Origin of the sequence: Gilliamella sp. Pas-s25 (assembly GCF_009795885.1) — a bacterium.
GTDB lineage: Bacteria > Pseudomonadota > Gammaproteobacteria > Enterobacterales > Orbaceae > Gilliamella.
Genome location: NZ_WTEV01000020.1, coordinates 14096 through 39809 on the forward strand (window position 1 = coordinate 14096; position 25714 = coordinate 39809).

Annotated in this window: 25 protein-coding genes, 1 tRNA gene and 1 pseudogene; 22 read left to right on the top strand and 5 right to left on the bottom strand. The window is 36.6% G+C overall.

The features are described 5' to 3' along the window. Positions 1-70 precede the first annotated feature (70 nt). The 9 genes from glmM (at position 71) to GQ593_RS09560 (ending at position 8085) form a co-directional block, all read left to right on the top strand. Positions 71-1402 carry a phosphoglucosamine mutase gene (gene glmM, locus GQ593_RS09520; RefSeq protein WP_160431814.1) on the top strand — a complete coding sequence of 444 codons (1332 nt, stop codon included), beginning with the start codon at positions 71-73 and terminating at the stop codon, positions 1400-1402. A gap of 256 nt (positions 1403-1658) precedes the next feature. Continuing rightward, positions 1659-2441, top strand: a complete 783-nt coding sequence (atpB, locus tag GQ593_RS09525) for a F0F1 ATP synthase subunit A (protein WP_085247555.1) — start codon at positions 1659-1661, stop codon at positions 2439-2441. A 36-nt stretch (positions 2442-2477) separates the two neighbouring features. Next, entirely contained in the window at positions 2478-2708 is a 231-nt protein-coding gene (gene atpE, locus GQ593_RS09530) for a F0F1 ATP synthase subunit C (protein ID WP_034901511.1), read from the top strand. A gap of 24 nt (positions 2709-2732) precedes the next feature. Continuing rightward, complete coding sequence (atpF, locus tag GQ593_RS09535) at positions 2733-3203, top strand: F0F1 ATP synthase subunit B (RefSeq protein WP_085247556.1); 471 nt, start codon at positions 2733-2735, stop codon at positions 3201-3203. 13 nt (positions 3204-3216) lie between these two features. Continuing rightward, positions 3217-3750: a F0F1 ATP synthase subunit delta gene (gene atpH / locus GQ593_RS09540; RefSeq protein ID WP_085247557.1), complete on the top strand. Its 534-nt coding sequence runs from the start codon at positions 3217-3219 to the stop codon at positions 3748-3750. 11 nt (positions 3751-3761) lie between these two features. Next, complete coding sequence (gene atpA / locus GQ593_RS09545) at positions 3762-5303, top strand: F0F1 ATP synthase subunit alpha (protein WP_085247558.1); 1542 nt, start codon at positions 3762-3764, stop codon at positions 5301-5303. A 14-nt stretch (positions 5304-5317) separates the two neighbouring features. Continuing rightward, positions 5318-6187: a F0F1 ATP synthase subunit gamma gene (gene atpG, locus GQ593_RS09550; RefSeq protein ID WP_085247559.1), complete on the top strand. Its 870-nt coding sequence runs from the start codon at positions 5318-5320 to the stop codon at positions 6185-6187. 47 nt (positions 6188-6234) lie between these two features. Next, positions 6235-7617 (top strand): F0F1 ATP synthase subunit beta, encoded by a 1383-nt coding sequence (gene atpD, locus GQ593_RS09555; RefSeq protein ID WP_065635973.1) that lies wholly within the window; start codon positions 6235-6237, stop codon positions 7615-7617. Between the two features lie 42 nt (positions 7618-7659). After that, on the top strand, positions 7660-8085 hold the full coding sequence (locus GQ593_RS09560; protein ID WP_091350461.1) for a F0F1 ATP synthase subunit epsilon: 426 nt from the start codon (positions 7660-7662) through the stop codon (positions 8083-8085). 153 nt (positions 8086-8238) lie between these two features. Here GQ593_RS09560 and GQ593_RS09565 read toward each other — a convergent pair whose 3' ends face one another. From GQ593_RS09565 to GQ593_RS09580, 4 genes are all read right to left on the bottom strand, one after another. Next, positions 8239-8724, bottom strand: a complete 486-nt coding sequence (locus tag GQ593_RS09565; protein ID WP_160431815.1) for a hypothetical protein — start codon at positions 8722-8724, stop codon at positions 8239-8241. Positions 8725-8805: 81 nt separating this feature from the next. Further along, complete coding sequence (locus tag GQ593_RS09570) at positions 8806-9204, bottom strand: hypothetical protein (protein WP_160431816.1); 399 nt, start codon at positions 9202-9204, stop codon at positions 8806-8808. A 103-nt stretch (positions 9205-9307) separates the two neighbouring features. Continuing rightward, the gene (locus tag GQ593_RS09575) at positions 9308-9655 is read right to left on the bottom strand and encodes a hypothetical protein (RefSeq protein WP_160431817.1); all 348 of its coding nucleotides are present in this window, start codon (positions 9653-9655) and stop codon (positions 9308-9310) included. 98 nt (positions 9656-9753) lie between these two features. Continuing rightward, complete coding sequence (locus tag GQ593_RS09580) at positions 9754-10095, bottom strand: hypothetical protein (RefSeq protein WP_160431818.1); 342 nt, start codon at positions 10093-10095, stop codon at positions 9754-9756. Positions 10096-10384: 289 nt separating this feature from the next. Between GQ593_RS09580 and recC the strand changes: the two genes are divergently transcribed. From recC to lysS, 13 genes and pseudogenes are all read left to right on the top strand, one after another. After that, positions 10385-13594, top strand: a complete 3210-nt coding sequence (gene recC / locus GQ593_RS09585; RefSeq protein ID WP_160431819.1) for an exodeoxyribonuclease V subunit gamma — start codon at positions 10385-10387, stop codon at positions 13592-13594. A gap of 8 nt (positions 13595-13602) precedes the next feature. Next, positions 13603-14394 carry a TatD family hydrolase gene (locus GQ593_RS09590; RefSeq protein ID WP_160431820.1) on the top strand — a complete coding sequence of 264 codons (792 nt, stop codon included), beginning with the start codon at positions 13603-13605 and terminating at the stop codon, positions 14392-14394. A gap of 95 nt (positions 14395-14489) precedes the next feature. Further along, positions 14490-14609 (top strand): annotated as a pseudogene (locus GQ593_RS09595) (bile acid:sodium symporter); the annotation flags it as partial. 129 nt (positions 14610-14738) lie between these two features. After that, positions 14739-16142 carry a DHA2 family efflux MFS transporter permease subunit gene (locus GQ593_RS09600; protein WP_160431822.1) on the top strand — a complete coding sequence of 468 codons (1404 nt, stop codon included), beginning with the start codon at positions 14739-14741 and terminating at the stop codon, positions 16140-16142. Between the two features lie 4 nt (positions 16143-16146). Continuing rightward, complete coding sequence (locus GQ593_RS09605) at positions 16147-16779, top strand: MBL fold metallo-hydrolase (RefSeq protein WP_160431823.1); 633 nt, start codon at positions 16147-16149, stop codon at positions 16777-16779. A gap of 151 nt (positions 16780-16930) precedes the next feature. Next, on the top strand, positions 16931-17518 hold the full coding sequence (locus GQ593_RS09610; RefSeq protein ID WP_160402367.1) for a biotin transporter BioY: 588 nt from the start codon (positions 16931-16933) through the stop codon (positions 17516-17518). After that, on the top strand, positions 17502-18077 hold the full coding sequence (locus GQ593_RS09615; RefSeq protein ID WP_160402366.1) for a YiiX/YebB-like N1pC/P60 family cysteine hydrolase: 576 nt from the start codon (positions 17502-17504) through the stop codon (positions 18075-18077). Before GQ593_RS09610 ends, GQ593_RS09615 begins: the two co-directional genes overlap by 17 nt. A gap of 87 nt (positions 18078-18164) precedes the next feature. Further along, positions 18165-18240: transfer RNA gene (locus GQ593_RS09620), tRNA-Asn, on the top strand. A 211-nt stretch (positions 18241-18451) separates the two neighbouring features. Beyond that, entirely contained in the window at positions 18452-19180 is a 729-nt protein-coding gene (locus tag GQ593_RS09625) for a type 1 glutamine amidotransferase (RefSeq protein WP_160431824.1), read from the top strand. A gap of 35 nt (positions 19181-19215) precedes the next feature. Beyond that, the gene (locus tag GQ593_RS09630; RefSeq protein ID WP_160431825.1) at positions 19216-20043 is read left to right on the top strand and encodes a VanW family protein; all 828 of its coding nucleotides are present in this window, start codon (positions 19216-19218) and stop codon (positions 20041-20043) included. 136 nt (positions 20044-20179) lie between these two features. Beyond that, positions 20180-20806: a Fe-Mn family superoxide dismutase gene (locus tag GQ593_RS09635; protein WP_091350432.1), complete on the top strand. Its 627-nt coding sequence runs from the start codon at positions 20180-20182 to the stop codon at positions 20804-20806. A gap of 187 nt (positions 20807-20993) precedes the next feature. Next, positions 20994-22092, top strand: a protein-coding gene (gene prfB, locus GQ593_RS09640; RefSeq protein WP_160402362.1) for a peptide chain release factor 2 whose coding sequence is annotated in 2 segments (ribosomal slippage) — positions 20994-21068 and positions 21070-22092 — 1098 coding nt in all. Because the reading frame shifts where the segments join, the coding sequence is not laid out codon by codon here. 32 nt (positions 22093-22124) lie between these two features. Then, positions 22125-23642, top strand: coding sequence for a lysine--tRNA ligase (gene lysS / locus GQ593_RS09645; protein ID WP_160431826.1), 1518 nt, complete (start codon positions 22125-22127; stop codon positions 23640-23642). A gap of 772 nt (positions 23643-24414) precedes the next feature. Here lysS and GQ593_RS09650 read toward each other — a convergent pair. After that, a complete protein-coding gene (locus tag GQ593_RS09650; RefSeq protein ID WP_202115447.1) occupies positions 24415-25683 on the bottom strand; it encodes a solute carrier family 23 protein in 1269 nt (422 codons plus the stop codon). Positions 25684-25714: the final 31 nt, after the last annotated feature.

Below are 25714 nucleotides of genomic sequence, written 5' to 3' on the forward strand. Positions count from 1 at the left end.
TACTTTCCTGAAAGTTTTTTACAAATAAAAATATGCGTTTATCAAAAATAATTTAGTGTGAGGAAATAAAATGTCTAATCGAAAATATTTTGGTACCGATGGGATTCGCGGTAAAGTTGGGGAGTATCCTATCACACCAGATTTTGCGCTTAAATTAGGCTGGGCAGCAGGTCGTGTGCTTGCCAAAGATGGCGTGAAAAAAGTATTAATCGGTAAAGATACTCGCATTTCAGGCTATATGCTTGAATCAGCACTCGAAGCAGGATTTGCTTCAGCCGGCGTTGCAGCTGCTTTTACAGGCCCCATGCCAACCCCTGCAATTGCCTATTTAACCCGTACTTTCCGAGCCGATGCCGGTGTAGTTATTTCTGCCTCACACAACCCTTTTTATGATAATGGCATTAAATTCTTTTCGACCGAAGGGAAAAAGCTTGATGATACAATCGAACTAGAAATCGAAGCCGAACTTGAAAAAGAGATCGATTGCGTAGAGTCCAAACAACTTGGTCGAGCAAGCCGTATTACCGATGCTGCCGGTCGTTATATCGAATTTTGTAAAAGTACATTCGATCATGATTTAAGTTTGGCTGGTTTAAAAATTGTTGTCGATTGTGCTAATGGTGCAACTTACCATATCGCCCCTAAAGTATTACGAGAACTTGGAGCACAAGTAATAAAAATGGGATGTGAACCTAATGGCGTTAATATTAATGAAAATTGTGGCGCAACTGATGTAAAAGCACTAGCCAAATGTGTAATTGACGAAAAGGCCAATCTAGGTTTTGCATTAGATGGCGATGGCGATCGCATCATCATGGTTGATCATGAAGGCCGTAAAATTGATGGTGATTTAATTATCTATATCATTGCACGTGAAGCATTAAGACAAGGTCAACTAAAAGGCGGCGTAGTCGGCACATTAATGAGTAATATGGGGCTTGAGATAGCACTTAAAAAGCTTGGTATTCCTTTTGTCCGTGCCAAGGTTGGCGATCGTTATGTATTGGAAAAATTAGTCGAGAAAAATTGGCGCTTAGGTGCTGAAAATTCAGGACACGTGTTATTATTAGACAAAACCACCACCGGTGATGGGATTGTTGCTGGCTTACAAGTACTAGCCGCAATGGTACGTAATGATATGTCATTAGCTGATTTATGCAGTGGCATGACAATGTTGCCACAAGTATTAATTAATGTTCGATTTGCCGGTGAACACGATCCACTCAATAGCGCTGAGGTAAAATTGGCTATTGCGCAAGCAGAAAAACAACTTGCTCATCATGGGCGTGTTTTGATTCGTAAATCAGGAACTGAACCGCTAATTCGTGTCATGGTAGAGGGAAGCAATGAACATGAAGTGCAAAACTTAGCCGAAACTATCGCAATTGCAGTTAAAGCTTAGAAATAGCCTCATTTACGCCATTAGTTCAGCCATAAATTGAGCTAAATTCGATTCAAAATAATGCACAAAGTTGTATTAATTTACGCAAAATTAGTAAAAAGTGTCTAAATTCTTAATTTTGTTAATCAAAGGTTGACTTAATATAGGCAATTAGGTTTAAAATAGCAACTTCGGATTATTACAGCGATTGCTTATATCTTTCAAATGAAAACATGAGCAATATTTTTATTTTTTAGAAATAGGTTAAGAGGGTTATATGTCAGTTTCCTCTCCAGCTTCACCACAAGCTTATATCAAGCACCATCTTGAGAACTTGCAAGTAGGTTCAGGTTTTTGGACCTTTAATCTTGACTCGTTGTTCTTTTCGATTCTACTTGGTATTATCTTTTTGTGGATTTTTCATCGTGTTGCCCGAAAAGCAACCAGCGGCGTACCAAGTAAACTACAATGTGCAGTAGAAATGATCTTTGAGTTTGTCAACAATACCGTTAAAGACATGTTCACCGGTCAAAATAAACTCATTGCACCGTTAGCATTAACGGTATTTATTTGGGTTTTCTTGATGAATTTAATGGATCTTATCCCGGTTGACTTTCTCCCTTATGCCGGTCAATATTTGGGTCTATCACATTTAAGAGTAGTGCCAACTGCAGATGTTAGCATTACCATGTCAATGTCTTTAGGTGTGTTTGCACTTATCATCATTTATTCAATTAAGTACAAAGGGATTTCAGGTTTTATCAAAGAATATACCTTACATCCATTTAATCACTGGGCATTTGCGCCTATCAACTTAGTACTTGAATTAGTTAGCCTATTAGCTAAACCTGTTTCTTTAGGACTTCGACTTTTTGGAAATATGTACGCAGGTGAACTTATCTTCATCCTAATTGCTGCATTATTACCTTGGTGGTCACAGTGGGTATTATCGTTACCATGGGCCATTTTCCATATTTTAATAATTACGTTACAAGCTTTTATTTTTATGGTGTTGACGATCGTCTATTTAGCTATGGCGTCGGCAACGGAAGATCATTAATTTTAATATTTTTTTGATAATAAACTGGAGTATATAATGGATAGTATGTTATTTGTAGCCGCAGGCATCATGATGGGATTAGCTGCAATTGGTGGTGCAGTTGGTATTGGTTTATTAGGTGGCAAATTTTTAGAAGGTGCTGCTCGTCAACCAGAATTGATGCCTATGTTACGTACTCAATTCTTTATCGTTATGGGCCTAGTTGATGCGATCCCAATGATCTGTGTGGGTATTGCACTTTATGTTATTTTTGCTGTCGCAGGTTAATAAAAATTTAAGAGGAATCGTGTCATGAATATGAACGCAACTCTCCTCGGCCAAGCAATTACATTTGTATTGTTTGTTTGGTTCTGTATGAAGTTTGTTTGGCCTCCTGTTATTGGCGCAATTGAAAAACGCCAAAAAGAGATCGCCGAAGGACTTGCTTCAGCAGAAACAGCAAAAAAAGATTTGGAATTAGCCAAAGCAAATACATCTGACATAATGCAACAGGCTAAGGTTGAGGCTAATGCAATTATTGAGCAAGCCAACAAACGTAAAGCAGCCATTCTTGAAGAAGCAAAACAAGAAGCTTCTCGCGAAAAAGAACGAATTGTTGCGCAAGGACTTGCCGAAGTAGAGGCCGAGCGCAAACGAGTTAAAGAAGAGCTCAAACAACAAGTCGCTACACTTGCTATTGCTGGTGCAGAAAAAATTATTCAACGTTCTGTTAATGAAGCCGCAAATAGCGACATCATTGATAAACTCGTAGCTGAACTATAAGGAGAATAGAGCAATGGCTGACTTAATTACAATTGCTCGCCCTTATGCTAAAGCCGCTTTCGATTTTGCAGTAGAAAGAAATAGCATCGAATCATGGCATAACATGTTAGTGTTAACATCTGAAGTGAGTAAAGATGCTCAAATAAGAAGTGTTTTAACATCAGACATGAAAACCGATTCGGTGGCTAATTTACTCATCAACATCTGTAAAGATGTATTAGATGAGTTTAGCACTAACTTTATTAAGATTATGGCTGAAAACAAGCGATTATCACTTCTTCCTGAAGTCTTAACCTTGTTTGAACAATATTGTTTAGATAGAGAAGCACAAGCAGATGTAGATGTTATTTCTGCCAGTGAGCTAACTAATGAACAACTTAATAAAATTTCTGTCGCTGTCGAAAAACGTTTATCACGAAAAGTAAAACTAAAATGTCATATAGATAAATCGCTCATTTCTGGTTTTATTATTCGTACGGGCGATATGGTTATTGATAGTAGTATCAGAGGGCGTTTAAATCGTTTAAATGACGCTCTACAGTCTTAAGGGGACTGATAATGCAGCTAAATTCAACTGAAATAAGTGAACTAATTAAAGAGCGGATAGCTCAGTTCAATATTGTGAGTGATGCTCACAATGAAGGAACTATCATATCTGTAAGTGATGGTATTCTTCGAATCCACGGATTAACTGATGTAATGCAAGGTGAGATGATTGCATTACCTGGCAACCGATATGCAATGGCATTAAACCTTGAAAGAGACTCTGTCGGTGCGGTAGTCATGGGACCATACGAAGACTTGTCCGAAGGTATGAAAGTACAATGTACTGGTCGTATTTTACAAGTACCAGTTGGTGAAGGTTTATTAGGTCGCGTAATTAACACGCTAGGCGAACCAATTGACGGTAAAGGCTCACTTCAACATGATGGTTTTTCACCTGTCGAAGTGGTTGCTCCAGGTGTTATCGATCGTAAATCCGTTGACCAAGCATTACAAACCGGTTATAAAGCCGTTGACTCAATGATTCCAATTGGACGAGGTCAACGTGAGCTTATCATTGGTGACCGTCAAACAGGTAAAACAGCGCTTGCTGTCGATGCCATCATCAATCAACGCGACTCAGGGGTAAAATGTATTTATGTTGCCATTGGTCAAAAACAATCAACTATTGCTAATGTTGTGCGTAAACTGGAAGACCATGGTGCACTTAAAAACACAATTGTCGTTGTAGCATCAGCGTCTGAATCAGCTGCGTTACAATACTTAGCTCCTTATGCTGGTTGTGCAATGGGTGAATACTTCCGCGACCGTGGTCAAGATGCATTAATTGTTTATGATGATTTATCTAAACAAGCCGTTGCTTATCGTCAAATTTCATTACTACTTCGTCGTCCACCTGGACGTGAAGCTTACCCAGGTGATGTATTTTATCTTCACTCTCGTTTACTTGAACGTGCAGCGCGCGTGAACGAAGCTTATGTTGAACAGTACACAAAAGGCGAAGTTAAAGGCAAAACAGGTTCATTAACAGCATTACCAATTATTGAAACTCAAGCTGGTGACGTTTCGGCATTCGTACCAACTAACGTAATTTCGATTACTGATGGTCAGATATTCCTCGAAACTAGCCTATTTAACTCAGGTATCCGCCCTGCGGTTAACCCGGGTATTTCGGTTTCACGTGTGGGTGGTGCTGCGCAAACGAAGATCATGAAAAAATTATCAGGTGGTATTCGTACCGCACTGGCACAGTATCGTGAGTTAGCCGCGTTCTCTCAGTTTGCATCAGATTTAGATGAAGCAACAAGAAACCAATTAAGCCACGGTGAAAAAGTAACCGAATTGTTAAAGCAAAAGCAATACTCTCCAATGACTGTTGCTGAACAATCAATTGTGCTTTACGCTGCTGAACGTGGTTATCTTGAAGATGTAGAACTGGCTAAAGTATTATCATTTGAAACAGCACTACTTGCTTATGCCCATAGTCAATATGCCGATTTTGTCAAATTAATCGACGAGACGGGTAATTACAATGATGAGATTGAAAGTAAGCTAAAAGCATTACTTGAAAGCTTTAAATCAACTCAAACTTGGTAAGGGTGAGGTAACAAATGGCTAATGCAAAAGAGATTAGAACAAAAATTGCCAGTATCCAAAGTACGCAAAAGATCACAAAAGCAATGGAAATGGTTGCCAATTCTAAAATGCGTAAAACGCAAGATAGAATGGCAGCTAGTCGACCTTATGCTGAAATGATCCGCGAAGTAATTGGACATTTAGCGTTAGCTCAGATAGGCGCCAAACATCCTTATTTAGAAGAAAGAGATGTAAAGCGAGTTGGCTACCTTATTATTTCAACCGATCGTGGTTTATGTGGTGGTTTAAATATCAATCTTTTTAAAACTGTCATTGCTGACATGTCAGCATGGCAGGAAAAAGGTGTTGAAGCTGATGTTGCTTTAGTTGGTTCTCGTGGTGTTTCGTTTTTCTCATCAATAAAAGCAAACATCTTAACTCAAGTGACTAACTTAGGGGATGAACCCAATTTATCCGATTTAATTGGTCCGGTAAAAACAATGCTTGAGGCATATGACAATGGTAAAATTGATAAATTATATATTGTGACGAATAAATTTATTAATACCATGTCGCAAAAGCCAACAATTCAGCAATTATTACCTTTACCACCATCAGAAGATAAAGAACTCAAAGCTTCATCATGGGATTATATTTATGAGCCTGATGCTAAATCACTATTAGACGTGATTTTACGTCGCTATATTGAATCACAAGTCTATCAAGCAGTGGTTGATAATTTAGCGAGTGAACAAGCAGCAAGAATGGTGGCCATGAAAGCGGCAACAGATAACGGTGCAAACCTAATTAATGAATTACAAATTGTGTATAACAAAGCACGTCAAGGTGCTATCACTAATGAATTGATTGATATTGTATCCGGTGCAGCCGCTGTTTCAGGTTAGTGCTAAATATTGGCTTATAGTTAAGAAAAAGACGTAGAGGATTAAAAATGGCTACTGGAAAGATTGTCCAGATCATCGGTGCGGTGGTTGATGTCGAATTCCCAGAAGATGCAGTACCAAAGGTATATGATGCATTAGAAGTGGAAACAGGCACTGAAAAATTAGTTCTGGAAGTTCAGCAACAATTAGGTGGTGGCGTTGTTTGTTGTATCGCAATGGGATCATCTGATGGCTTAAGACGTGGACTTAAAGTTGTAAACACAGGTCACGGCATTGAAGTACCAGTGGGGACTAAAACACTGGGTCGTATTATGAACGTGCTTGGCGATCCTGTTGATAAAGCAGGTCCAATTGGTGAAGAAGAGCGTTGGGCTATTCACCGTGCAGCGCCAACCTATGAAGAACTCGCAAACTCAACTGAACTGCTTGAAACCGGTATTAAAGTTATCGACTTAATTTGTCCATTTGCTAAAGGTGGTAAAGTGGGTCTATTCGGTGGTGCGGGTGTCGGTAAAACCGTTAACATGATGGAGTTAATCCGTAATATCGCTATCGAACACTCAGGCTACTCTGTGTTTACTGGTGTGGGTGAACGTACTCGTGAAGGTAATGACTTTTACCACGAAATGAAAGAATCAAACGTACTTGATAAAGTATCGTTAGTTTATGGTCAGATGAATGAGCCACCTGGAAACCGTTTACGTGTTGCGTTAACGGGTTTAACCATGGCTGAAAAATTCCGTGATGAAGGTAAAGACGTTTTATTATTTATCGATAATATTTACCGTTATACCTTAGCCGGTACTGAAGTATCTGCACTATTAGGTCGTATGCCATCGGCGGTAGGTTATCAACCAACATTAGCCGAAGAAATGGGCTTACTACAAGAACGTATCACATCGACTAAAACGGGTTCGATAACGTCAATCCAAGCCGTATACGTACCAGCAGATGACTTAACTGACCCATCACCAGCAACAACCTTTGCTCACTTAGATGCAACAATCGTATTAAGTCGACAAATTGCTTCTTTAGGTATCTATCCGGCCGTAGATCCATTAGATTCTACTAGCCGTCAATTAGATCCTTTAGTTGTTGGTCAAGAGCACTATGATTGTGCCCGTGGCGTTCAGTCAATTTTACAACGTTATCAAGAATTGAAAGACATTATTGCCATTCTTGGTATGGATGAGTTATCAGAAGATGATAAATTGATCGTTGCTCGTGCTCGTAAAATTCAACGCTTCTTATCTCAACCATTCTTTGTTGCAGAAGTATTCACTGGCTCACCAGGAAAATATGTACCTTTGAAAGACACGATCAGCGCATTTAAAGGAATCATGAACGGTGATTATGACCACATTCCTGAACAAGCATTCTATATGGTTGGTTCAATCGATGAAGCGATTGAGAAGGCAAAATCTCTCTAAGAGATTCATTGAACGAAGATCGTATTTAATGGAGATCGTATTATGGCACTAACTTCCTATCAATTAGAAGTTGTTAGTGCTGAATCTCACCTGTTTTCAGGTGATGTTCAGCGAATCAGAATCACAGGTAAAGAAGGTGAACTTGGGATTTACCCTGGTCATACCCCTTTACTGACAACCATAAAACCCGGTATGGTTGGCATTGTGAAAGCAGATGGTAAAGAAGAGTTCATCTACCTATCTGGTGGCATATTGGAAGTTCAACCTAACATCGTAACCATCTTAGCGGATACCGCTATCCGTGGCGAAGATCTAGATGAAGCAAGAGCACAAGAAGCAGTAAGACAAGCGCAAGAACATATTAATCACCCAAGCGATGATATGTCATTTGCTCAAGCTTCTGCCGAGCTATCAAAAGCGTTGGCAAAAATTCGTGTTATAGAATTAACGCGCCGCATGGGGCAATAGTTTGCTTTTGATGTTTCTGCATAAATAGAAAGTTACAACATTACCGTGTTGTAACTTTTTTCTTCACTAAAGAAGTCGATTAAACATCTAAATAAACTACAAATTTCACAAAAATTTCTTATAAAATAAATCTAATTTGTTATGCACGTAACTTTATTTTTCAATGAAATCTTGATATATTTCAATTAAATTCTCATTTTCGCTCTTTTGGCATTTATCCATTAATTTGATTTTTAGGTCTGAGAAATTTAAATATTGCAGTAATTCAGCTAATCTTCGGAATATAAAGTCATCGAAAGAATCAAGGCCATTATCTAACAGACTAGATAATTTATTTTTTACGATTTTATTTTCTTTAAGCTTGATCAATATATCTCTAGCTATAGGAATATTATCAATATTGCCATCTATTGATATATTTATAATTATGGGGATTAATATTTCTAATTCTTCGTCATTAAAATCATCATCTCTTATAAATCTTAATGCTGTTCCTTGTTCTGATAATGTATTGAGTGCTAATAGTAATTGCTTAAAAAAACATTTTGATTTTCTAAAATAATATTTAGAAGAAAATAGATTTGTTTCAGATTCTTTTAAATGAAGCCATTCTCTAGAAAATTTTGTATTATCTATCATGTTGTTAACACCACGCGACCAAGGAGTTGAGTTAATAGAGTTCTTTAATTGCATCTATTAACATAGCCTATGTCAGTCCAGCTATTTACGATCTACTTTTAAATTATCTTTCGATACAAAATAAATATCGCTCCCCCCTGTTGAACAAAATTCAGTAATATCATTTTCGTTAACCTCTACAGCATCACCTTTTGTTATAACTTGATAGCTATTGCCATTATCATCATAAAAAACGAAGCGATAAATTTGGGTATATACATATTTTTTCTTTATCATAGTATTTGTATTTTTCTTTTTTTCTGATGCCAATAATGTTACTGTTGTTTTTGATGGATCTAAATCAGCCATCTCAACGATTCCTCCATTATATTGCATCCACCGAGCCGCATCGTTCATGAAAGCATTTGCACAATCAGGTGTTTTAGCAAAAGAGATTATAGGCCACATTATTAGCCCAATAATTAAAAAAAATTTTTTCATTTTATAACCTTTAATTTTTGTCTTGCCGTATTCATTTAGCTAATTGATAAAGCAATTATATGATTTGGTTAAACATGTCTGAAACCGTTGACAATTTTACGCATTAATCAAAATAATCAATCTGGCGTTTTGATACTAGATAACTATCAACTTCACCTATCGAACAGTCTTTATTAGAAGCTTCACTTTTTGTGATAACTTCATAAGCTTTGTTTTGATTATCATAAAAAACAAAATGATAAATTTGCGTATATAAATCCTTACTTTTCTGTTCAGATGCTAAAAGTGTTATTCTCAATTTTGATTGAATCAAGTTTTCAATCTCCACTATATTACTACTTTTTAACCACTCCTTAGCTTTATTCAAAGCATGATTATGGCAATCTGGTCCTTTAGCAAAGGATAGAATCGGGCATAATATTAACAATATTACTAAAGAAAGCTTTTTCATATAATTACCTTAAATTATTCTTTTTTACCTTATATTACTTTCATCGTTGACTAAAAACAGTCTAAAATACTGGATTTACTTACCTATTATTAGATAACCTACTGATGAACTTGGCTTTTGGATATTAGATATTTATTCACATCACTTATTGAACATTCTTCGTATGATGCTTGGCTTTTTGTAATAACTTCGTAACTATTACCATTTTTATCATAAAAAACAAAGTGATAAATTTGTTTATACAAACCTTTTTTTATCTCCTCTGAGGCCAATTGCGTTATTTTGGTTTTCGATTCATCCAAGTCTTGAATATCCACTATCTTTTCATTTTTCATCCAAACCTCGGTCATATTCATGGGCCAAGTATAACAATTAGGCCCTTTGGCTAAGGATACTAATGGGCACAACATTAGTAATATTAGTATAGATAGTTTTTTCATATTATTACCTAAATTGATTTCTTGTAGATTCAATCGCAAAGTGTACCATTTTTTTAGATGTGTAAAAATTAGATTGTTATTAGAATCCTCTTATCATACATTGCAAACAGCAGGCCGAACTAATTAGACATAAAAATTCTTGCTACTGCTAGGGTAAGTTCGACTCGTTTGTGGCATGCCATAACTTGTAGTTTTTTTGCCTATAAAGTTGACACGAGAATAGCAACTAGATTTATGAGTAACGATCAGCGATAATCTTAATCTTCTCTTATCAATAATTAGTGTTGTTATGTTTACCATTTATCATTCAAATCAGGTCGATTTACTCAAGACGTTATTGAGTGAATTGATGCGCAGGCAACCATTAGAGGATGTATTTACACCTGATATAGTTATGGTGCAAAGTCAAGGTATGGCACAATGGTTGCAAATTGCGTTAGCGGATGAACTTGGTATTGTTGCTAATGTTGATTTTCTTTTTCCAACTCAATTGATTTGGCAACTTTATCAAAAATTATTGCCCGATGCGCCCATTGAAAATAGTTATAGTATTGAAGCAATGAGTTGGCGTTTGTATTATTTGTTGCCCCAAGTTATTGAACAACCTGAGTTTAGCGCACTTAAACATTATCTAGATATTGATAAACAAGATAAAAAACGATATCAGCTTGCAACCCGTATAGCGCGGTTATTTGACCAATACTTAGTTTATCGCCCTGATTGGCTAGCAAAGTGGGAGGCCAATCAGACTGTTAGTGAATTAAATCATCATTCCGATGAAAAGTGGCAAGCAGAGCTATGGCGAAAGCTAATATCCATCAGTCAACCTTATCATCGCGCTAATATTTATCAACAAATGCTTGAAATTTTGTTAGATAATAACTTTGAGCGTTCACGTTTAGCTCTATTACCTAATCGTATTTTTATTTTTGGTATTACTTCTCTTCCTCCTATTTATCTTTCGTTACTGTCAGCACTTGGGAAACATATTGATGTCCATTTAATGTTTAACAATCCGTGTAAATGGTATTGGGGCGATATTGTTGAAAAGCAGTTGTCAGATATATTCAATACCCCCGATAAAATCCCCAATCCCCTTTTAACCTCGTGGGGAAAATTGGGACGTGATAATCTGTTCCTGTTACAGGAATTTAATAATAAACAAGATATTGAAGCATTTGTTGATCAAGGGCGATCTTGTTTATTAAATGCCATTCAGCAAGATATTTTAGATCTGTATCCAAACGATTTTGGTAATAAGCATATTGCAGCAACAGATAAGTCAATTTCGTTTCATGCCTGCCATAGTGAACAACGTGAAGTTGAAGTGTTGTATGATTATCTGCTATCGGTTTTTGACGCTGATCCCACACTAGAATTACGTGATTGCATAGTTATGGTTTCGGATATTGATAAGTATGTGCCTTATATTCGCGCTGTTTTTGCTAATGCTTATGAAAAGCGCTATTTACCTTTTACCATTTCAGATCAAAAAGCACGAAATATCGATCCAATTGTTCAAGGTTTTTTTACTATTTTAAATTTTCCAAATAGCCGCTTTACAGCAGAAGAACTTTTTAATTTGCTTGAGATCCCAGCTATTTGTGAAAAATTTGCAATTAACCAATCACAGCTAACCTTGTTGAGGACTTGGATTGTTGAGTCAGGCATTCGTTTTGGGCTTGATAGCGCACATAGTTGGTTATTTGGGCTTGAACGGTTATTACTTGGCTATACGATGAATAGTGAGCAAGGGGGATGGCAACAGATATTACCTTATGATGGGGCAACTGGTTTAGATGCCGAACTAATCGGTCAATTAGCCGAATTTATTAAAGTGGTAAAGAAGTGGTTTGCTATCTTAAACGAAGAAAAACCGCTCATTGATTGGCAACCTTGTTGTCTTGAATTGATTAATGATTTTTTTGTCAGCAATTCACAACGTGAATCCATTTTATTGATGATAGCACAAGAGTGGCAAGCGTTGATTAATAGTGGTTTGTCAGCCAATTATATGGATAATATTTCTATCACGATTTTGCATGATGCCATGCAATTGCGCTTAGAACAAAATCATTTAGCACATCGTTTTTTAGTTGGTAAGATAAATTTTTGTACCATGATGCCAATGCGCTCGATTCCCTTTAAAGTTGTTTGTTTATTGGGAATGAATGACGGGGATTATCCAAGAACGTCGCTTCCACTTGACTTTGATTTAATTGCACAGCATCCAAGACGAGGTGATCGCAGTCGTCGCACCGATGATCGTTACCTTTTTTTAGAGGCAATTTTATCTGCGCAAAAACAGCTGTATATCAGTTATATTGGTCGCGAAATGAAAGATGATAGTGAGCGTTATCCCTCTATACTTGTTGATGAACTCTGGGAGTATATTGCCCAATATTATAATAAACCTGCAAATAACACAGCAATTTCTACTAACAGCTTGGATTGTTTACGTGTAAACCATACACGCACACCGTTTAATCCGCAAAATTTTTTACAAGAACCAAAAAGCTATGCCGATGAGTGGTTACCTGCGGCATTGCAACAAGGTGAAAACCAATTATTTATTAGTGAAATACCTGTTATTGGAATTGATAATATCAATCTCGATGAATTAAAACGATTTTACCAACACTCTATTCGGTTTTTTTTACAAAAACGGTTTAATTTTTATATCAATTATCTAGATGATACCTTACCGGATGCCGAAAATTTTAATCTTGATAGTTTAAAACGTTATCAATTGAACTTGCTGATTTTAAATCAGCTGATCTCTAATGAACCACCACAATCCGATGATTTTTATCAGCGTTTAGCATTAACAGGTGAATTACCAGATGGTGCCTTTGGTGAAATTATTTATGATAATCAATTTGAATCACTGCAACCATTAGCGAATAAAATTAACCAAGAACGCTTGGTTATGACAACGCAAGAGGTCAATTTAACTATTTTGACCAATGGGCAACATGCCCAATTACAAGGTTGGTTAACCCATATTCAAGATGATGGTATTTTAACATGGCGCCCTGCAAAACTGTCGATTCGAGATGGTATTTCGCTATGGATTGATCATTTAGTGTATTGCATCTTAAATCCAGATCAAGTTGAAAATCAAAGCCGCATCTATGGCCGAGAAGATACTGAGTGGCGTTTTTTACACTTACCCCATGATCAAGCAATTGCGATATTAACCACATTGGTGGAAGGTTATTTGCACGGTATTAATCAGCCTTTATTATTACCAGTGCAAAGCGCATGGAGTTGGTTAATTGCAGCCTATAATAAAAAAACAGGCGAGATTGTCGAGAGCGATAAAGCTATCAATCAGCTTTTAAATACTTGGCAAGGCGGCTTTAACCGATCTGCTGAGTGCGACAGTTATTATACTCGCCTTTACCCTGACTTAACCGACGCATTAATTGAACAAATTATTTTTGCTGCCCAACGATTTTTACTGCCAATTTTATTACATCAAACAACCGTAGAATAAGGGGCATTATGTTTATTGATACACACTGTCATTTTGATTTTCCGCCTTTTACTGATCATCTTGCCGATTCAATAGCTAAAATTCGCCAAGCAGATATTGTTGGGTTAATCATACCCGCAGTTAGTGCTAACTATTTTGATACTGTTTTACAACTTACGGATGATTATAACGAAATCTATGCCGCTTTGGGACTGCATCCTATTTATCAACATACCATGGTTGATTTAGAGCGGTTAACCGATATCGTTAAAACAAAACCTAATAAATTAATTGCCATTGGAGAGATAGGACTTGATCGCTATGATTTAAGTATTGATTGGCAACAGCAGCTATCATTTTTTAGATCACAATTAGCGCTTGCTAAACAATTTGATTTACCCGTTTTGATTCATTCACGCAAAGCGCACGATATTATGTACCATGAATTACACCGTGCCAACCTACCTTGCCGTGGTGTAATACATGGATTTTCAGGTAGCTATCAGCAAGCTATGCAATTTGTTAAGCTGGGCTATTATATTGGTGTAGGTGGCGTAATTAGTTATGAACGAGCGAATAAAACGCGCAATACGATTGCTCAATTACCGCTAGAAAGTCTTGTGCTTGAAACGGATGCTCCCGATATGCCATTAAGTGGTCGTCAAGGTCAAATAAATCGCCCTGAATATATCGCAGAAGTATTTAAAATCTTGACTCAATTACGCAATGAGTCAGCAGAGCACATAATGCACACGATTTTAGCAAATACCTTGACGCTATTTAGTAGACTCAATAGAGCAAAAATCACACAAAGAAACTAAAATAACTTTATCATTATTATAGAATAATTTTATTAGACTCATAGCAGGTTTATATGACCAGACAATTTTATCAACTATTTGTTCGATCGATTACCTCTCTTTTATCAATGCTGCCCGCTGTAGTATTTTCGGTTTGGCACAATATTTCTGGGTCATTACTAGCTGGCTATCGGCAAGATAAACCTGTTAAAAATAAGAAAAAAGCCAATAATTAGCAAATAATATTGTAAAATAGCATTTATCTGCTCTTTTTCTTAATAAAATAGGTAGTAAGAGAGCTTAATTTTCCGAGCTTATAGCCAACTGCTCATCCAGCATTTAAATTAATTTTAGGCAAAATTAAAATGAATAGCGAATTACAGTTACCACCCTTTGTTTATCGAATATTACCATGGATTGCAGCATTTGCATTTTTTATGCAATCGCTTGATACCTCGATATTAAACACTGCGCTTCCCACGATGGCTAAAGATCTTAATGAATCCCCCTTAAATATGCAATCAGCAGTGATAAGCTATGCTTTAACCTTGGCATTATTTATTCCAGTCAGTGGTTTTTTATCAGATAAATTTGGCACTAGAAATATTTTTGTGATGGCAGTTTCACTGTTCACCCTTGGCTCATTGCTTTGTGCTTTATCCAATTCATTAATTTTTTTAGATATCTCGCGTGTTATTCAAGGTATTGGTGGCTCAATGATGGTACCGATATCACGTTTAGTATTAATTAAATCTTTTAAGCGTAGTGATTTTTTAGCCGCCTTAAATACTGCCACCATTCCCGGTTTAATTGGACCTGTTTTAGGACCGGTATTAGGAGGATATTTGGTTGATATGGTGAGTTGGCATTGGGTGTTTTTTATTAATTTACCCATTGGTATTTTAGGTGTGATAATTAGTTGGAAATATATGCCCAATCTAAAGGGTGAACACATGCCTTTTGATCTGTTTGGCTTTATATTTATTGTGATTGCCTTTATTAGTGCCACTTTAAGTGTAGAGGTTTTAAACCAAAATCAGACATATGATTTTCCATTGCTACTTGCCGTAATCAGCTTCGTTTTTCTACTTGTTTATTATGGGTATGCAAAAAAGAAACCAACCCCCTTATTCCCACTATCACTTTTTCAGATCCATACGTTCAAAATAGGCATTATTGGCAATTTAATTTGCCGATTAGGTATATCTGGTGTGCCTTTTTTAATTCCATTGTTATTACAAGTCGGTTTTGGCTACTCGGCTGTTTTTGCCGGTGTGATGCTAATGCCAATGGCCATTGCATCAATTTGTACTCGAATTTTTATTCCACGTATTTTAGCTCGTTTAGGCTATCGTTTTGTGCTCGTTGCTAATACCATTTTAGCGGGCGTCATGATTGTTTTAATGTCTCTACTAAATTTATCGACGCCCCTTATCTTAATCAGTTTATTGTTATTTTGTATAGGTGGTATTAATTCTATGCAATATACCGCGATGAATAGCATAACTTTAGCGAACTTAGAAAACGAAAATACGAGTAGTGGTAATAGTTTAATGGCAGTTAATCAACAGCTTGCAATCAGTTTTGGTACAGGATTTGGTGCAGTTTTACTGCGATTAATTAGCAACTCAACTGGTACTATTCACGCATTTCAATTAACGTTTGTTATACTCGGTGTGGTTACAGTGCTATCAAGCTTTATTTTTGCGCAACTAAAAAATGAAGATGGCAAAAATCTAATCACCCATCGCCAAGAAACAAGGAGATAAATATATGTTTCAGTATCAAATCATCCCCGTTACCGCTTTTCAAGAAAACTGTAGCATTATTTGGTGTGATCAAACCATGGAAGGCACACTGATTGATCCTGGTGGTGAATCAGAACTACTGAAAAAAGCCGTTGAAAAACTAGGCGTAAATATTAAACAGATTTTATTAACCCATGGACATTTAGATCATGTTGGTGCGGCAACCACATTAGCTCAATATTATGATGTAAAAATTATTGGACCAAGCCAAGAAGATGAATTTTTGCTAACAAGTTTGCCACAACAATGCATACAATTTGGTTTTCCTCATACTGACAGCTTTTTACCTGATCGTTGGTTAAAAGAAGGCGACCAAATTCAAGTAGGTAACATAACCCTTGATGTTCTTTTCTGCCCTGGTCATACTCCAGGACATATTGTTTTTATTAATCATTTGGATAAACTAGCTTTTGTCGGTGATGTATTATTTAAAGGCAGTATAGGACGAACAGATTTTCCTCGAGGCAACCATACCGATTTAATTTCATCAATCACTAATAAATTATTACCACTTGGTGATGACTTTATTTTTGTGCCAGGACACGGCCCTATGTCAAGTTTTGGTCATGAACGAATAAGCAATCCTTACTTAGTTTAAGCAGAACCTTATTTTTTGTTATCACGCTCTTTGTTTTGGGTGTGATAACAAAATTTAAACTCAATGTAAACTTTTAAATAAAAAAATAGTTTACATTAAAATGCGTTGCGCTATTATAGTTCTACTATTTATGTATCAAAGGTAGAAAATAATGAAACAACAAATTACTTCGTATTATCCAACATTTATCACGACACTGGTTAATTTATCTTCTTGGCAACGTAAGCTATTGACTACTACCAGTGCAGCATTACTTTTAGGATTAGCGGCTAATATTAGTATTCCAACTTACCCTGTTCCATTTACACTACAATCATTGGCGGTATTGTTAATTGGTGCTTTTTTAGGTCGTAAATTAGGCGCATTAGCAATAATCCAATACCTTTTTTTAGGCGCAATGGGATTACCGCTATTTGCTAATGGCAGTGGTGGGATTATGGCATTAGCGTCACCTTCTTCTGGTTACTTATATGGCTATGTATTTAGTGCCTATTTAGCCGGTTTTGCAGCAGAAAGAGGGTACGATCGTCGCTTTATTTTAGGCTTAATTGCATTCGCTTGTGCGCATCAATTGTTATTTGTATTTGGTGTTGTCTATTTAATGGGCTATTTACACATTACACTTATTGATGCGTTAAAAGTAGGTTATTTTCCATTTGTTGGTATTGATGCACTTAAATTTATTATTGCAACTTGTGTAATGTTTTCACTATGGCGTTATCGTGCTAAAAATAAATAATATTCAAAGTGGCGATATCATCTTTCAAAGCCTTAACGAAGATGATGATTTTAGTGACGCTATAAACCGTTCTGGTGCAGTGCCTAACATGGATGAGATAACAAAAAATATCAATCATGTCGGTTTATATATTGGCAATAATAGCGTCATTGAAGCCACACAAAAATATGGCGTGATTGAACAATCTTTGACTGACTTTGTTGGTGCGGCTAGACGTAATATCATTGGTAGAATCCATGATTTGGCTGTTATTCAAAATGCATTAAAGCGAGCTAAACATTGCTTAGGTTCACCTTACAATCATAGCTTTAATCAAAATACAGATGGGTTTTATTGCAGTGAACTAATTACTTATGCTTTTAAAACTAAACAAGGTAGTGATTATTTCGCATTATATCCAATGAATTTTAAGGATGTAACGACAAATCAAATTTTGCCTTATTGGATTGATTATTATCGCGATCTAAAACAGAGCATCCCACAACAAGAGCTTGGTTCGCATCCCCAACAATTACTCAGACAAAAACATTTATTCAAGACAATCCTAACACTTGAATGATTATAAAGGAGGCAAGTTCATACAAAAAAAGCATTTAACTATTGACATAGCGCCATAAAATCTATAATATGCGCGCTACATTTCGGTTCCTCCATAGTTCAGTCGGTAGAACGGCGGACTGTTAATCCGTATGTCACAGGTTCAAGTCCTGTTGGAGGAGCCAATTTCTAAATTCCAAAACCATCTTAGATAAATTACCTCTACCAAACTTCTTTTTTCTTCCAAATTTTTATCCTGTTGATATCAAAAGTCTATATTGTATTTGCGAAAAAATTATTCATAATAATTCAATAATAAATTTATCTTTAGATATGTATAATGTCATTGAACCATGATTTTTGGTGATAATATTTATAGGCAAGGAACCTTTATTAATGCATATACATTTTATTATTCATGAAGCTTTCGAAGCACCTGGTGCCTATGAGCTATGGGCTAGCATGCATCATCACTCCATAACCTATTGTCGCGTTTATCTTGGTGAACCACTTCCTAATTGCATTGATGATATCGACTTTCTTATTGTTATGGGTGGTCCACAATCACCGTCAACAACCAAACAAGAGTGTGCTCATTTTGATTCTATAGCAGAACAAGCTGTGATCTTATCTATGATAAATGCCGGTAAAATAGTTATTGGCGTGTGTCTAGGCGCTCAATTAATTGGTGAGGCGTTAGGCGCAAGTCATGCCCAAAGCCCAGAAAAAGAGATTGGAAAATTCCCAATTACATTAACGCAACTGGGTAAAACCAATCCTCTATTTGCTGATTTTGGCAATACATTAGAAGTCGGTCATTGGCACAATGATATGCCTGGTTTAACCCAAGATGCCCAAATTATAGCTTATAGTGCAGGCTGCCCTCGGCAAATCATTGCTTATAATGACTTCGTTTATGGATTTCAATGCCATATGGAGTTCACGCCTGAAGTCGTTGAATTGCTGATTGCCCATTCGCAAAAAGAGCTTAAACAAGCTGCAAATTACCGCTTTGTTGATACGCCTGATACGCTTCGCTCGCATGATTACACGACAATGAATCAAAAACTTTTCGCTTTTCTCGACAAGTTGAGCGAGCACTATCTGTCATCTTTAGAAAAATAACTGATTATATATTGTAGATAAAGGAATGGAAAAATATGAAGGATATCATTGTCGATAAACCGATAAAACGCAGTAAATTAAGGCTAAAATTAGGCAAAGAGTATTTTATTTTAAAGAGAAAATTTGAGTGGTGGCGGCATCGTCACGCCTATAGTACTGTCGACATCAATAATAATACTTGTTGTTATTCACACAAAAAACATCAGTCTGTTTTATTAAGGCAACTAAAAGATGTTGATATGTATTTACAATATAATAAAATCACTAATCTTAGATTAGCCATTGAAAAACTTAATGGTTCAATCATTAAGCCCAATCAACGTTTTTCGATCTGGCAAAAAGTAGGACGCCCATCGAAAAAACGAGGATTTTTAGAAGGACTATCATTACATAACGGGCAGATAGGCAAAGACATTGGCGGAGGATTATGCCAATTAGGTAATTTGATTTATTGGATCGTGTTACATTCTGATCTCACCATTACGGAGCGTTGGCGGCATAGTTTTGATGTTTTCCCCGATATCAATCGTACGATTCCTTTTGCTTGTGGCGCAACCTTGTCTTATAACTATGTTGATTTACAATTAATCAATAAAACCAATATCACTTACCGGCTTAATCTTTGGCTTGATGATCAGTATTTACATGGTGAATTACTTGCTGATACCCCCTTAACTCATCATTATGTAATCCTAGAAACCGATCATCGCATTGAACAACAGTGGTGGGGAGGCTATACCAGACATAATAAAATATGGCAACGCAAAACACATTTAATTGATAACCATGTCGAAGAAAAGCTCATCAGCGAAAATCACGCAATTATGATGTATACCCCATTTATAGCAAGTAATGAAAGCTAATTGGAAAAATAATAATCACCCTAATTACAGATAGCCACTAACTATCTAAGTGATAGTTTGAGGGCTATACTAATAGCCCGTATACTCACAAGATAAAGTAGTTAATAATACCTAATATATGAAAGGAGCAAATTTCATGGCTTATACTTTACCTCCCTTACCTTATGCTTATGATGCATTAGAACCTTATATTGATTCTGAAACAATGCATCTTCATCACGATAAACATCATCAAACCTATGTCAACAATGCCAATGCTATCATTGAAACTTTATCTGCTGAAATTAAAGAATTTAGCCCAAGCGATTTATTAAAAAATTTAGATAAAGTACCCGCTGATAAACTTACAGGCATTAAAAATAACGTAGGTGGTCATGTTAATCACACTCTTTTTTGGGAACTATTAAAAGTCGGTACCGAGCTTAAAGGTGAACTTAAAGCAGCCATCGAAAAAGATTTTGGTTCAGTTGATGCATTTAAAGAAAAATTTGCAGCAGCGGCAGCCACTCGATTTGGATCTGGTTGGGCTTGGTTAGTATTACAAAATGGTAAACTTGAAGTTGTTTCAACAGCTAACCAAGATTCACCATTGATGGGCGAAAAATTTGCTGGTGTTTCTGGTACACCTATCCTAACGCTTGATGTTTGGGAACATGCTTATTACTTGAAATACCAAAATCGTCGTGTTGATTACATCGGTGCATTTTGGAATGTAGTTAACTGGGATAAAGTTGCTGAGCTATATGCTGAAGCAAAAAAATAATTCGGTTGCACTCATTATTTTCAACTTAAAAGATGGCGCTTGTTGCGCCATCTTTGCTTTTCAAACCAATACTTCATTTATCAACTTCAAGCCAAAAATGGCAATTGGCAATTGCTAAATTATGCCCAAATCCGCTACAATGAACGCTTGTTAAAAAATCATGAAACTGAGCAAACCAATTTAAATCATGTTTGAAATTAATCCTGTTAAATCAAAGATAGCAGAACTTACCGAACGCACAGCTGTGATTCGGGGGTATCTTTGACTATGATCTAAAAAAAGAACGGCTCGAAGAAGTTAATGCTGAATTAGAGCAATCTGAAGTTTGGGCCGACCCCGAAAAAGCACAAGCGTTAGGTAAAGAGCGCGTTGCACTAGACGAAATTATCAATACTATCAATTCGTTAAATCAAGGTCTTGACGATGTTGAAGGTTTACTTGAGCTGGCTATTGAAGCGGACGATCAAGAGACTTTCGATGAAGCAAATAGCGAACTTGAACAACTAGAAAAAAAACTGGCCGGACTTGAGTTTCGGCGTATGTTTTCAGGCAATTACGATAGTGCAGATTGTTATTTGGATATTCAATCTGGATCGGGCGGTACTGAAGCACAAGATTGGGCTGAAATGCTACTGAGAATGTATTTGCGTTGGGCTGAATCAAAAGGCTTTGCAACCGAGGTAATGGAAGTCTCTGATGGCGATGTTGCCGGTATTAAATCAGCAACTATTAAAGTATCCGGTGATTATGCTTACGGTTGGTTACGTACTGAAACAGGTGTGCATCGCCTTGTCCGTAAAAGTCCATTTGATTCAGGCAATCGACGTCACACCTCGTTTTCGTCAGTATTTGTTTATCCTGAAATTGATGATGATATTGATATCGACATTAACCCAGCTGATCTTCGCATTGATGTATACCGTGCATCGGGTGCGGGTGGGCAGCATGTGAATAAAACTGAGTCTGCTGTACGTATTACCCATGTGCCAACCGGTATTGTGACGCAGTGTCAAAATAACCGTTCACAACATAGCAATAAAGATCAAGCCATGAAACAGTTAAAAGCAAAACTGTATGAGCTTGAGATGCAGAAAAAAAATGCCGAAAAACAACAGATGGAAGAAAACAAATCTGACATCGGCTGGGGTAGTCAAATTCGCTCTTACGTACTTGATGATTCGCGTATTAAAGATTTACGCACTGGCGTTGAAACACGTAATACACAGGCCGTATTAGATGGCAATTTAGATCAATTTATTGAAGAAAGCTTGAAAGCAGGGTTATAAAAACAGCTTAGTTATAAATAAAAGGGAAAACTATGTCAACACAGCAGCAAGAGCAACAAAACCAAATTGAAGAGTTAAATAACGAACTAAAAGTACGTCGCGAAAAGCTCGCTCACCTTCGGGAACAAGGTGTTGCTTTTCCTAATGATTTTCGCCGTGATGCGATTTCCAATGATCTCCACAAACAGTATGGCGATAAAACTAACGAAGAACTTATTGAAAACAAAATTACTGTAACAGTTGCTGGGCGTATGATGATGCGCCGTATTATGGGTAAAGCGTCGTTTGTTTCTTTGCAAGATGTTGCTGGGCAGATCCAACTTTATGTTACCCGCGATGATCTCCCTGAAGGTTTTTATAACGAACAATTTAAAAAATGGGATTTAGGTGATATTGTCGGTGCGAAAGGCTACCTATTTAAAACGAAAACAGGCGAACTTTCTATTCATTGTGAAGAAATTCGCTTATTAACCAAAGCACTACGTCCATTACCTGATAAGTTTCATGGACTTGCCGATCAAGAAATGCGCTATCGTCAACGTTACTTGGATCTTATCACCAATCAAGAGTCAAGAGAGACGTTTAAGGCTCGTTCAAAAGTGGTTAGCGAAATCCGTAACTTTATGCTTGAACATCACTTTATGGAAGTTGAAACTCCAATGATGCAAGTCATTCCAGGTGGAGCATCAGCTAAACCATTTATTACGCATCACAATGCACTTGATTTAGATATGTATATGCGTATTGCACCCGAACTTTATTTAAAACGTTTAGTTGTTGGTGGTTTTGAGCGTGTTTTTGAAATTAACCGTAACTTCCGTAATGAAGGCGTATCGCCAAGACATAATCCAGAATTTACCATGATGGAAATGTATATGGCTTATGCTGATTATAAAGATCTAATTGTGTTAACAGAAGCCTTATTCCGTCGTTTAGCGATTGCAGTGACAGGTGATGCTGTTGTGCAATATGGCGATCATACCTTTGATTTTGGCAAACCATTTGTAAAAATGACGATGCGTGAAGCCATTTGCCATTATCGTCCTGAAACCAATAATGCCGATTTAGATGATTTTGAAAAAGCGTGTACCATTGCGCAATCTATTGGTATTAAGATTGAAAAAGGCTGGGGACTTGGTCGGGTTGTCACTGAAATTTTTGAAGAAGTGGCTGAAGCAAATTTAATTCAACCAACGTTTATTACTGAATATCCTGCAGAAGTATCACCACTTGCTCGCCGTAACGATGACAACCCATTTGTTACTGATCGATTCGAATTCTTTATTGGTGGTCGTGAAATTGGTAATGGATTTTCAGAACTTAATGATGCGGAAGATCAAGCACAGCGCTTTGCTGACCAAGTGTCACAAAAAGATGCGGGTGATGATGAAGCCATGTTTTATGATGAAGATTATATTACTGCACTTGAACACGGCTTACCACCTACAGCAGGACTTGGGATTGGTATTGACCGCACCGTGATGCTATTTACCAATAGTCATACTATTCGTGATGTTATTTTATTCCCGACTATGCGTCCAATCAAATAAATAACTTTTTACTAAAAACACACTTATTTTATGATAAGTGTGTTTTTATACTCAAACACTTTTATACTCAAACACTTTTATACTCAAACACATAGTTTCCTGAAACTTTTTGACAAACAACTGTAATAACCATATAAAAACCTTCACTTTATCACGGATAAGCAGCTTATATCATAAATAAAATTGTAAAATGCATTGAATAAAAACAGGCAACATAATTTTATACATAAGTTGTGTACTAACTATGAGGTATCTACCTACCTATTCAATTTTTAGGTTATATTTTTTGTAAAAAATATTCAGGAGTCTATACCGTTTCGTGATTAATTGAGCATTTGTAGCATCAATCAGTCATAACCATGGTATCAATCAACAATTCACAAAATAGCTTGCCCACCAATGCATAAGAAAACAGAAAGAGATGGTGACTTTAATGAAAATGGGATATGCACGTTTAAGTGATATTTTTGTAAAAAATATTCAGGAGTCTATACCGTTTCGTGATTAATTGAGCATTTATAGCATCAATTAGTCATAACCATGGTATCAATCAACAATTCACAAAATAGCTTGCCCACCAATGCATAAGAAAACAAAAAGAGATGGTGACTTTAATGAAAATGGGATATGCACGTTTAAGTGATATTTTTGTAAAAAATATTCAGGAGTCTATACCGTTTGGTGATTAATTGAGAATTTATAATAATAGGTTAACATAGCCATATTATGGCTATCGTTGACTATAAATATAGTCAACGAAATGTGAATTAATTTAGTGGCTATCAGTCGGTTTAACTTGATGTGGTAAGATCAGATTTAACACAATGGCTAAAATACCACACAAACTGATACCTTGTAGAGCATATGACCCAAAATCAAAAATCATTCCACCAATTCCAAAAACTAAGACTAATGAGACAATACACATATTTCGAGGCACGGATAGATCTACTTTATGTTTGACTAAGATATTAATGCCTACTGATGCAATTGAACCAAACAATAGCACCATAATTCCCCCCATGACTACAGTTGGAATTGATCCTAAAAATGCACCGATTTTACCAATAAAAGACATTAAAATAGCCCAAATTGCCGCCCATGTCATAACGCGAGTTTTAAAATTACGCGTTAATGTAACCGCACCAATCACTTCGGCATAAGTAATACAAGGTGGTCCACCAAAAAATCCAGCTGTCGAAGTTGCTAATCCATCACCGAGTAATGTGCGCTGTAAACCAGGATCACGCGTATAATCTTTACCTGTAACAGTACTAATTGCCATAATATCACCAACATGTTCAATGGTTGGTGCAATCACAATTGGCAGCATATACAAAATCGCTTGCCAGTGAAATTCAGGAAACGTGAAATCAGGTACTTTAAACCATGGTGCATCAATCACCGGTTGAAAATTGACAATACCAAACAAACAAGAAAGCGCATAACCAACCACAATACCAGAAATAATTGGTAATAATTTTAAAAACCCTTTTGCCCAAATAGCCACCACTAAAGTTGTTAATAGTGAAGCCATTGAAATAAGAATCAATTGATAATTTTCTGCTTGCAGGCCACTATCTTTACCCATTGCCATCCCAACAGTAACCGGTGCAAGCGATAAGCCAATAACCATAATAATTGGACCGGTCACAACCGGTGGTAAAATGCGGTCAATAACATCACTACCATTCATTTTGACTAAAAAAGCAAAAAGCATAAATACAAAACCAGCGGCAACTAAACCACCTAACGTAGCGGGGATCCCCCACTGAGCAACACCAAATGAGATAGGGGCAATAAAAGCAAATGATGAAGCTAAAAATACCGGCACTTTACCTTTAGTGGTTAATTGAAATAGTAAAGTACCAACTCCAGCAGTAAACAGCGCTACATTTGGATTTAACCCCGTTAACAACGGTACTAACACTAATGCACCAAATGCGACAAATAACATTTGTGCGCCAGTAAAAATATCCTGCCAAGAATGCTTATGCAGAGATGTTATATTTTTTGTTTTGTCTGTTGTGATATTGCTCACATCGCGCCTCTCTTACTTAACTAATTTGTTG

Bases quoted from the DNA above. Each gene is read 5' to 3' on its own strand.
- glmM (WP_160431814.1), top strand. From the start codon at position 71: ATGTCTAATCGAAAATATTTTGGTACCGATGGGATTCGCGGTAAAGTT.
- atpB (WP_085247555.1), top strand. From the start codon at position 1,659: ATGTCAGTTTCCTCTCCAGCTTCACCACAAGCTTATATCAAGCACCAT.
- atpE (WP_034901511.1), top strand. From the start codon at position 2,478: ATGGATAGTATGTTATTTGTAGCCGCAGGCATCATGATGGGATTAGCT.
- atpF (WP_085247556.1), top strand. From the start codon at position 2,733: ATGAATATGAACGCAACTCTCCTCGGCCAAGCAATTACATTTGTATTG.
- atpH (WP_085247557.1), top strand. From the start codon at position 3,217: ATGGCTGACTTAATTACAATTGCTCGCCCTTATGCTAAAGCCGCTTTC.
- atpA (WP_085247558.1), top strand. From the start codon at position 3,762: ATGCAGCTAAATTCAACTGAAATAAGTGAACTAATTAAAGAGCGGATA.
- atpG (WP_085247559.1), top strand. From the start codon at position 5,318: ATGGCTAATGCAAAAGAGATTAGAACAAAAATTGCCAGTATCCAAAGT.
- atpD (WP_065635973.1), top strand. From the start codon at position 6,235: ATGGCTACTGGAAAGATTGTCCAGATCATCGGTGCGGTGGTTGATGTC.
- GQ593_RS09560 (WP_091350461.1), top strand. From the start codon at position 7,660: ATGGCACTAACTTCCTATCAATTAGAAGTTGTTAGTGCTGAATCTCAC.
- GQ593_RS09565 (WP_160431815.1), bottom strand. From the start codon at position 8,724: ATGATAGATAATACAAAATTTTCTAGAGAATGGCTTCATTTAAAAGAA.
- GQ593_RS09570 (WP_160431816.1), bottom strand. From the start codon at position 9,204: ATGAAAAAATTTTTTTTAATTATTGGGCTAATAATGTGGCCTATAATC.
- GQ593_RS09575 (WP_160431817.1), bottom strand. From the start codon at position 9,655: ATGAAAAAGCTTTCTTTAGTAATATTGTTAATATTATGCCCGATTCTA.
- GQ593_RS09580 (WP_160431818.1), bottom strand. From the start codon at position 10,095: ATGAAAAAACTATCTATACTAATATTACTAATGTTGTGCCCATTAGTA.
- recC (WP_160431819.1), top strand. From the start codon at position 10,385: ATGTTTACCATTTATCATTCAAATCAGGTCGATTTACTCAAGACGTTA.
- GQ593_RS09590 (WP_160431820.1), top strand. From the start codon at position 13,603: ATGTTTATTGATACACACTGTCATTTTGATTTTCCGCCTTTTACTGAT.
- GQ593_RS09600 (WP_160431822.1), top strand. From the start codon at position 14,739: ATGAATAGCGAATTACAGTTACCACCCTTTGTTTATCGAATATTACCA.
- GQ593_RS09605 (WP_160431823.1), top strand. From the start codon at position 16,147: ATGTTTCAGTATCAAATCATCCCCGTTACCGCTTTTCAAGAAAACTGT.
- GQ593_RS09610 (WP_160402367.1), top strand. From the start codon at position 16,931: ATGAAACAACAAATTACTTCGTATTATCCAACATTTATCACGACACTG.
- GQ593_RS09625 (WP_160431824.1), top strand. From the start codon at position 18,452: ATGCATATACATTTTATTATTCATGAAGCTTTCGAAGCACCTGGTGCC.
- GQ593_RS09630 (WP_160431825.1), top strand. From the start codon at position 19,216: ATGAAGGATATCATTGTCGATAAACCGATAAAACGCAGTAAATTAAGG.
- GQ593_RS09635 (WP_091350432.1), top strand. From the start codon at position 20,180: ATGGCTTATACTTTACCTCCCTTACCTTATGCTTATGATGCATTAGAA.
- lysS (WP_160431826.1), top strand. From the start codon at position 22,125: ATGTCAACACAGCAGCAAGAGCAACAAAACCAAATTGAAGAGTTAAAT.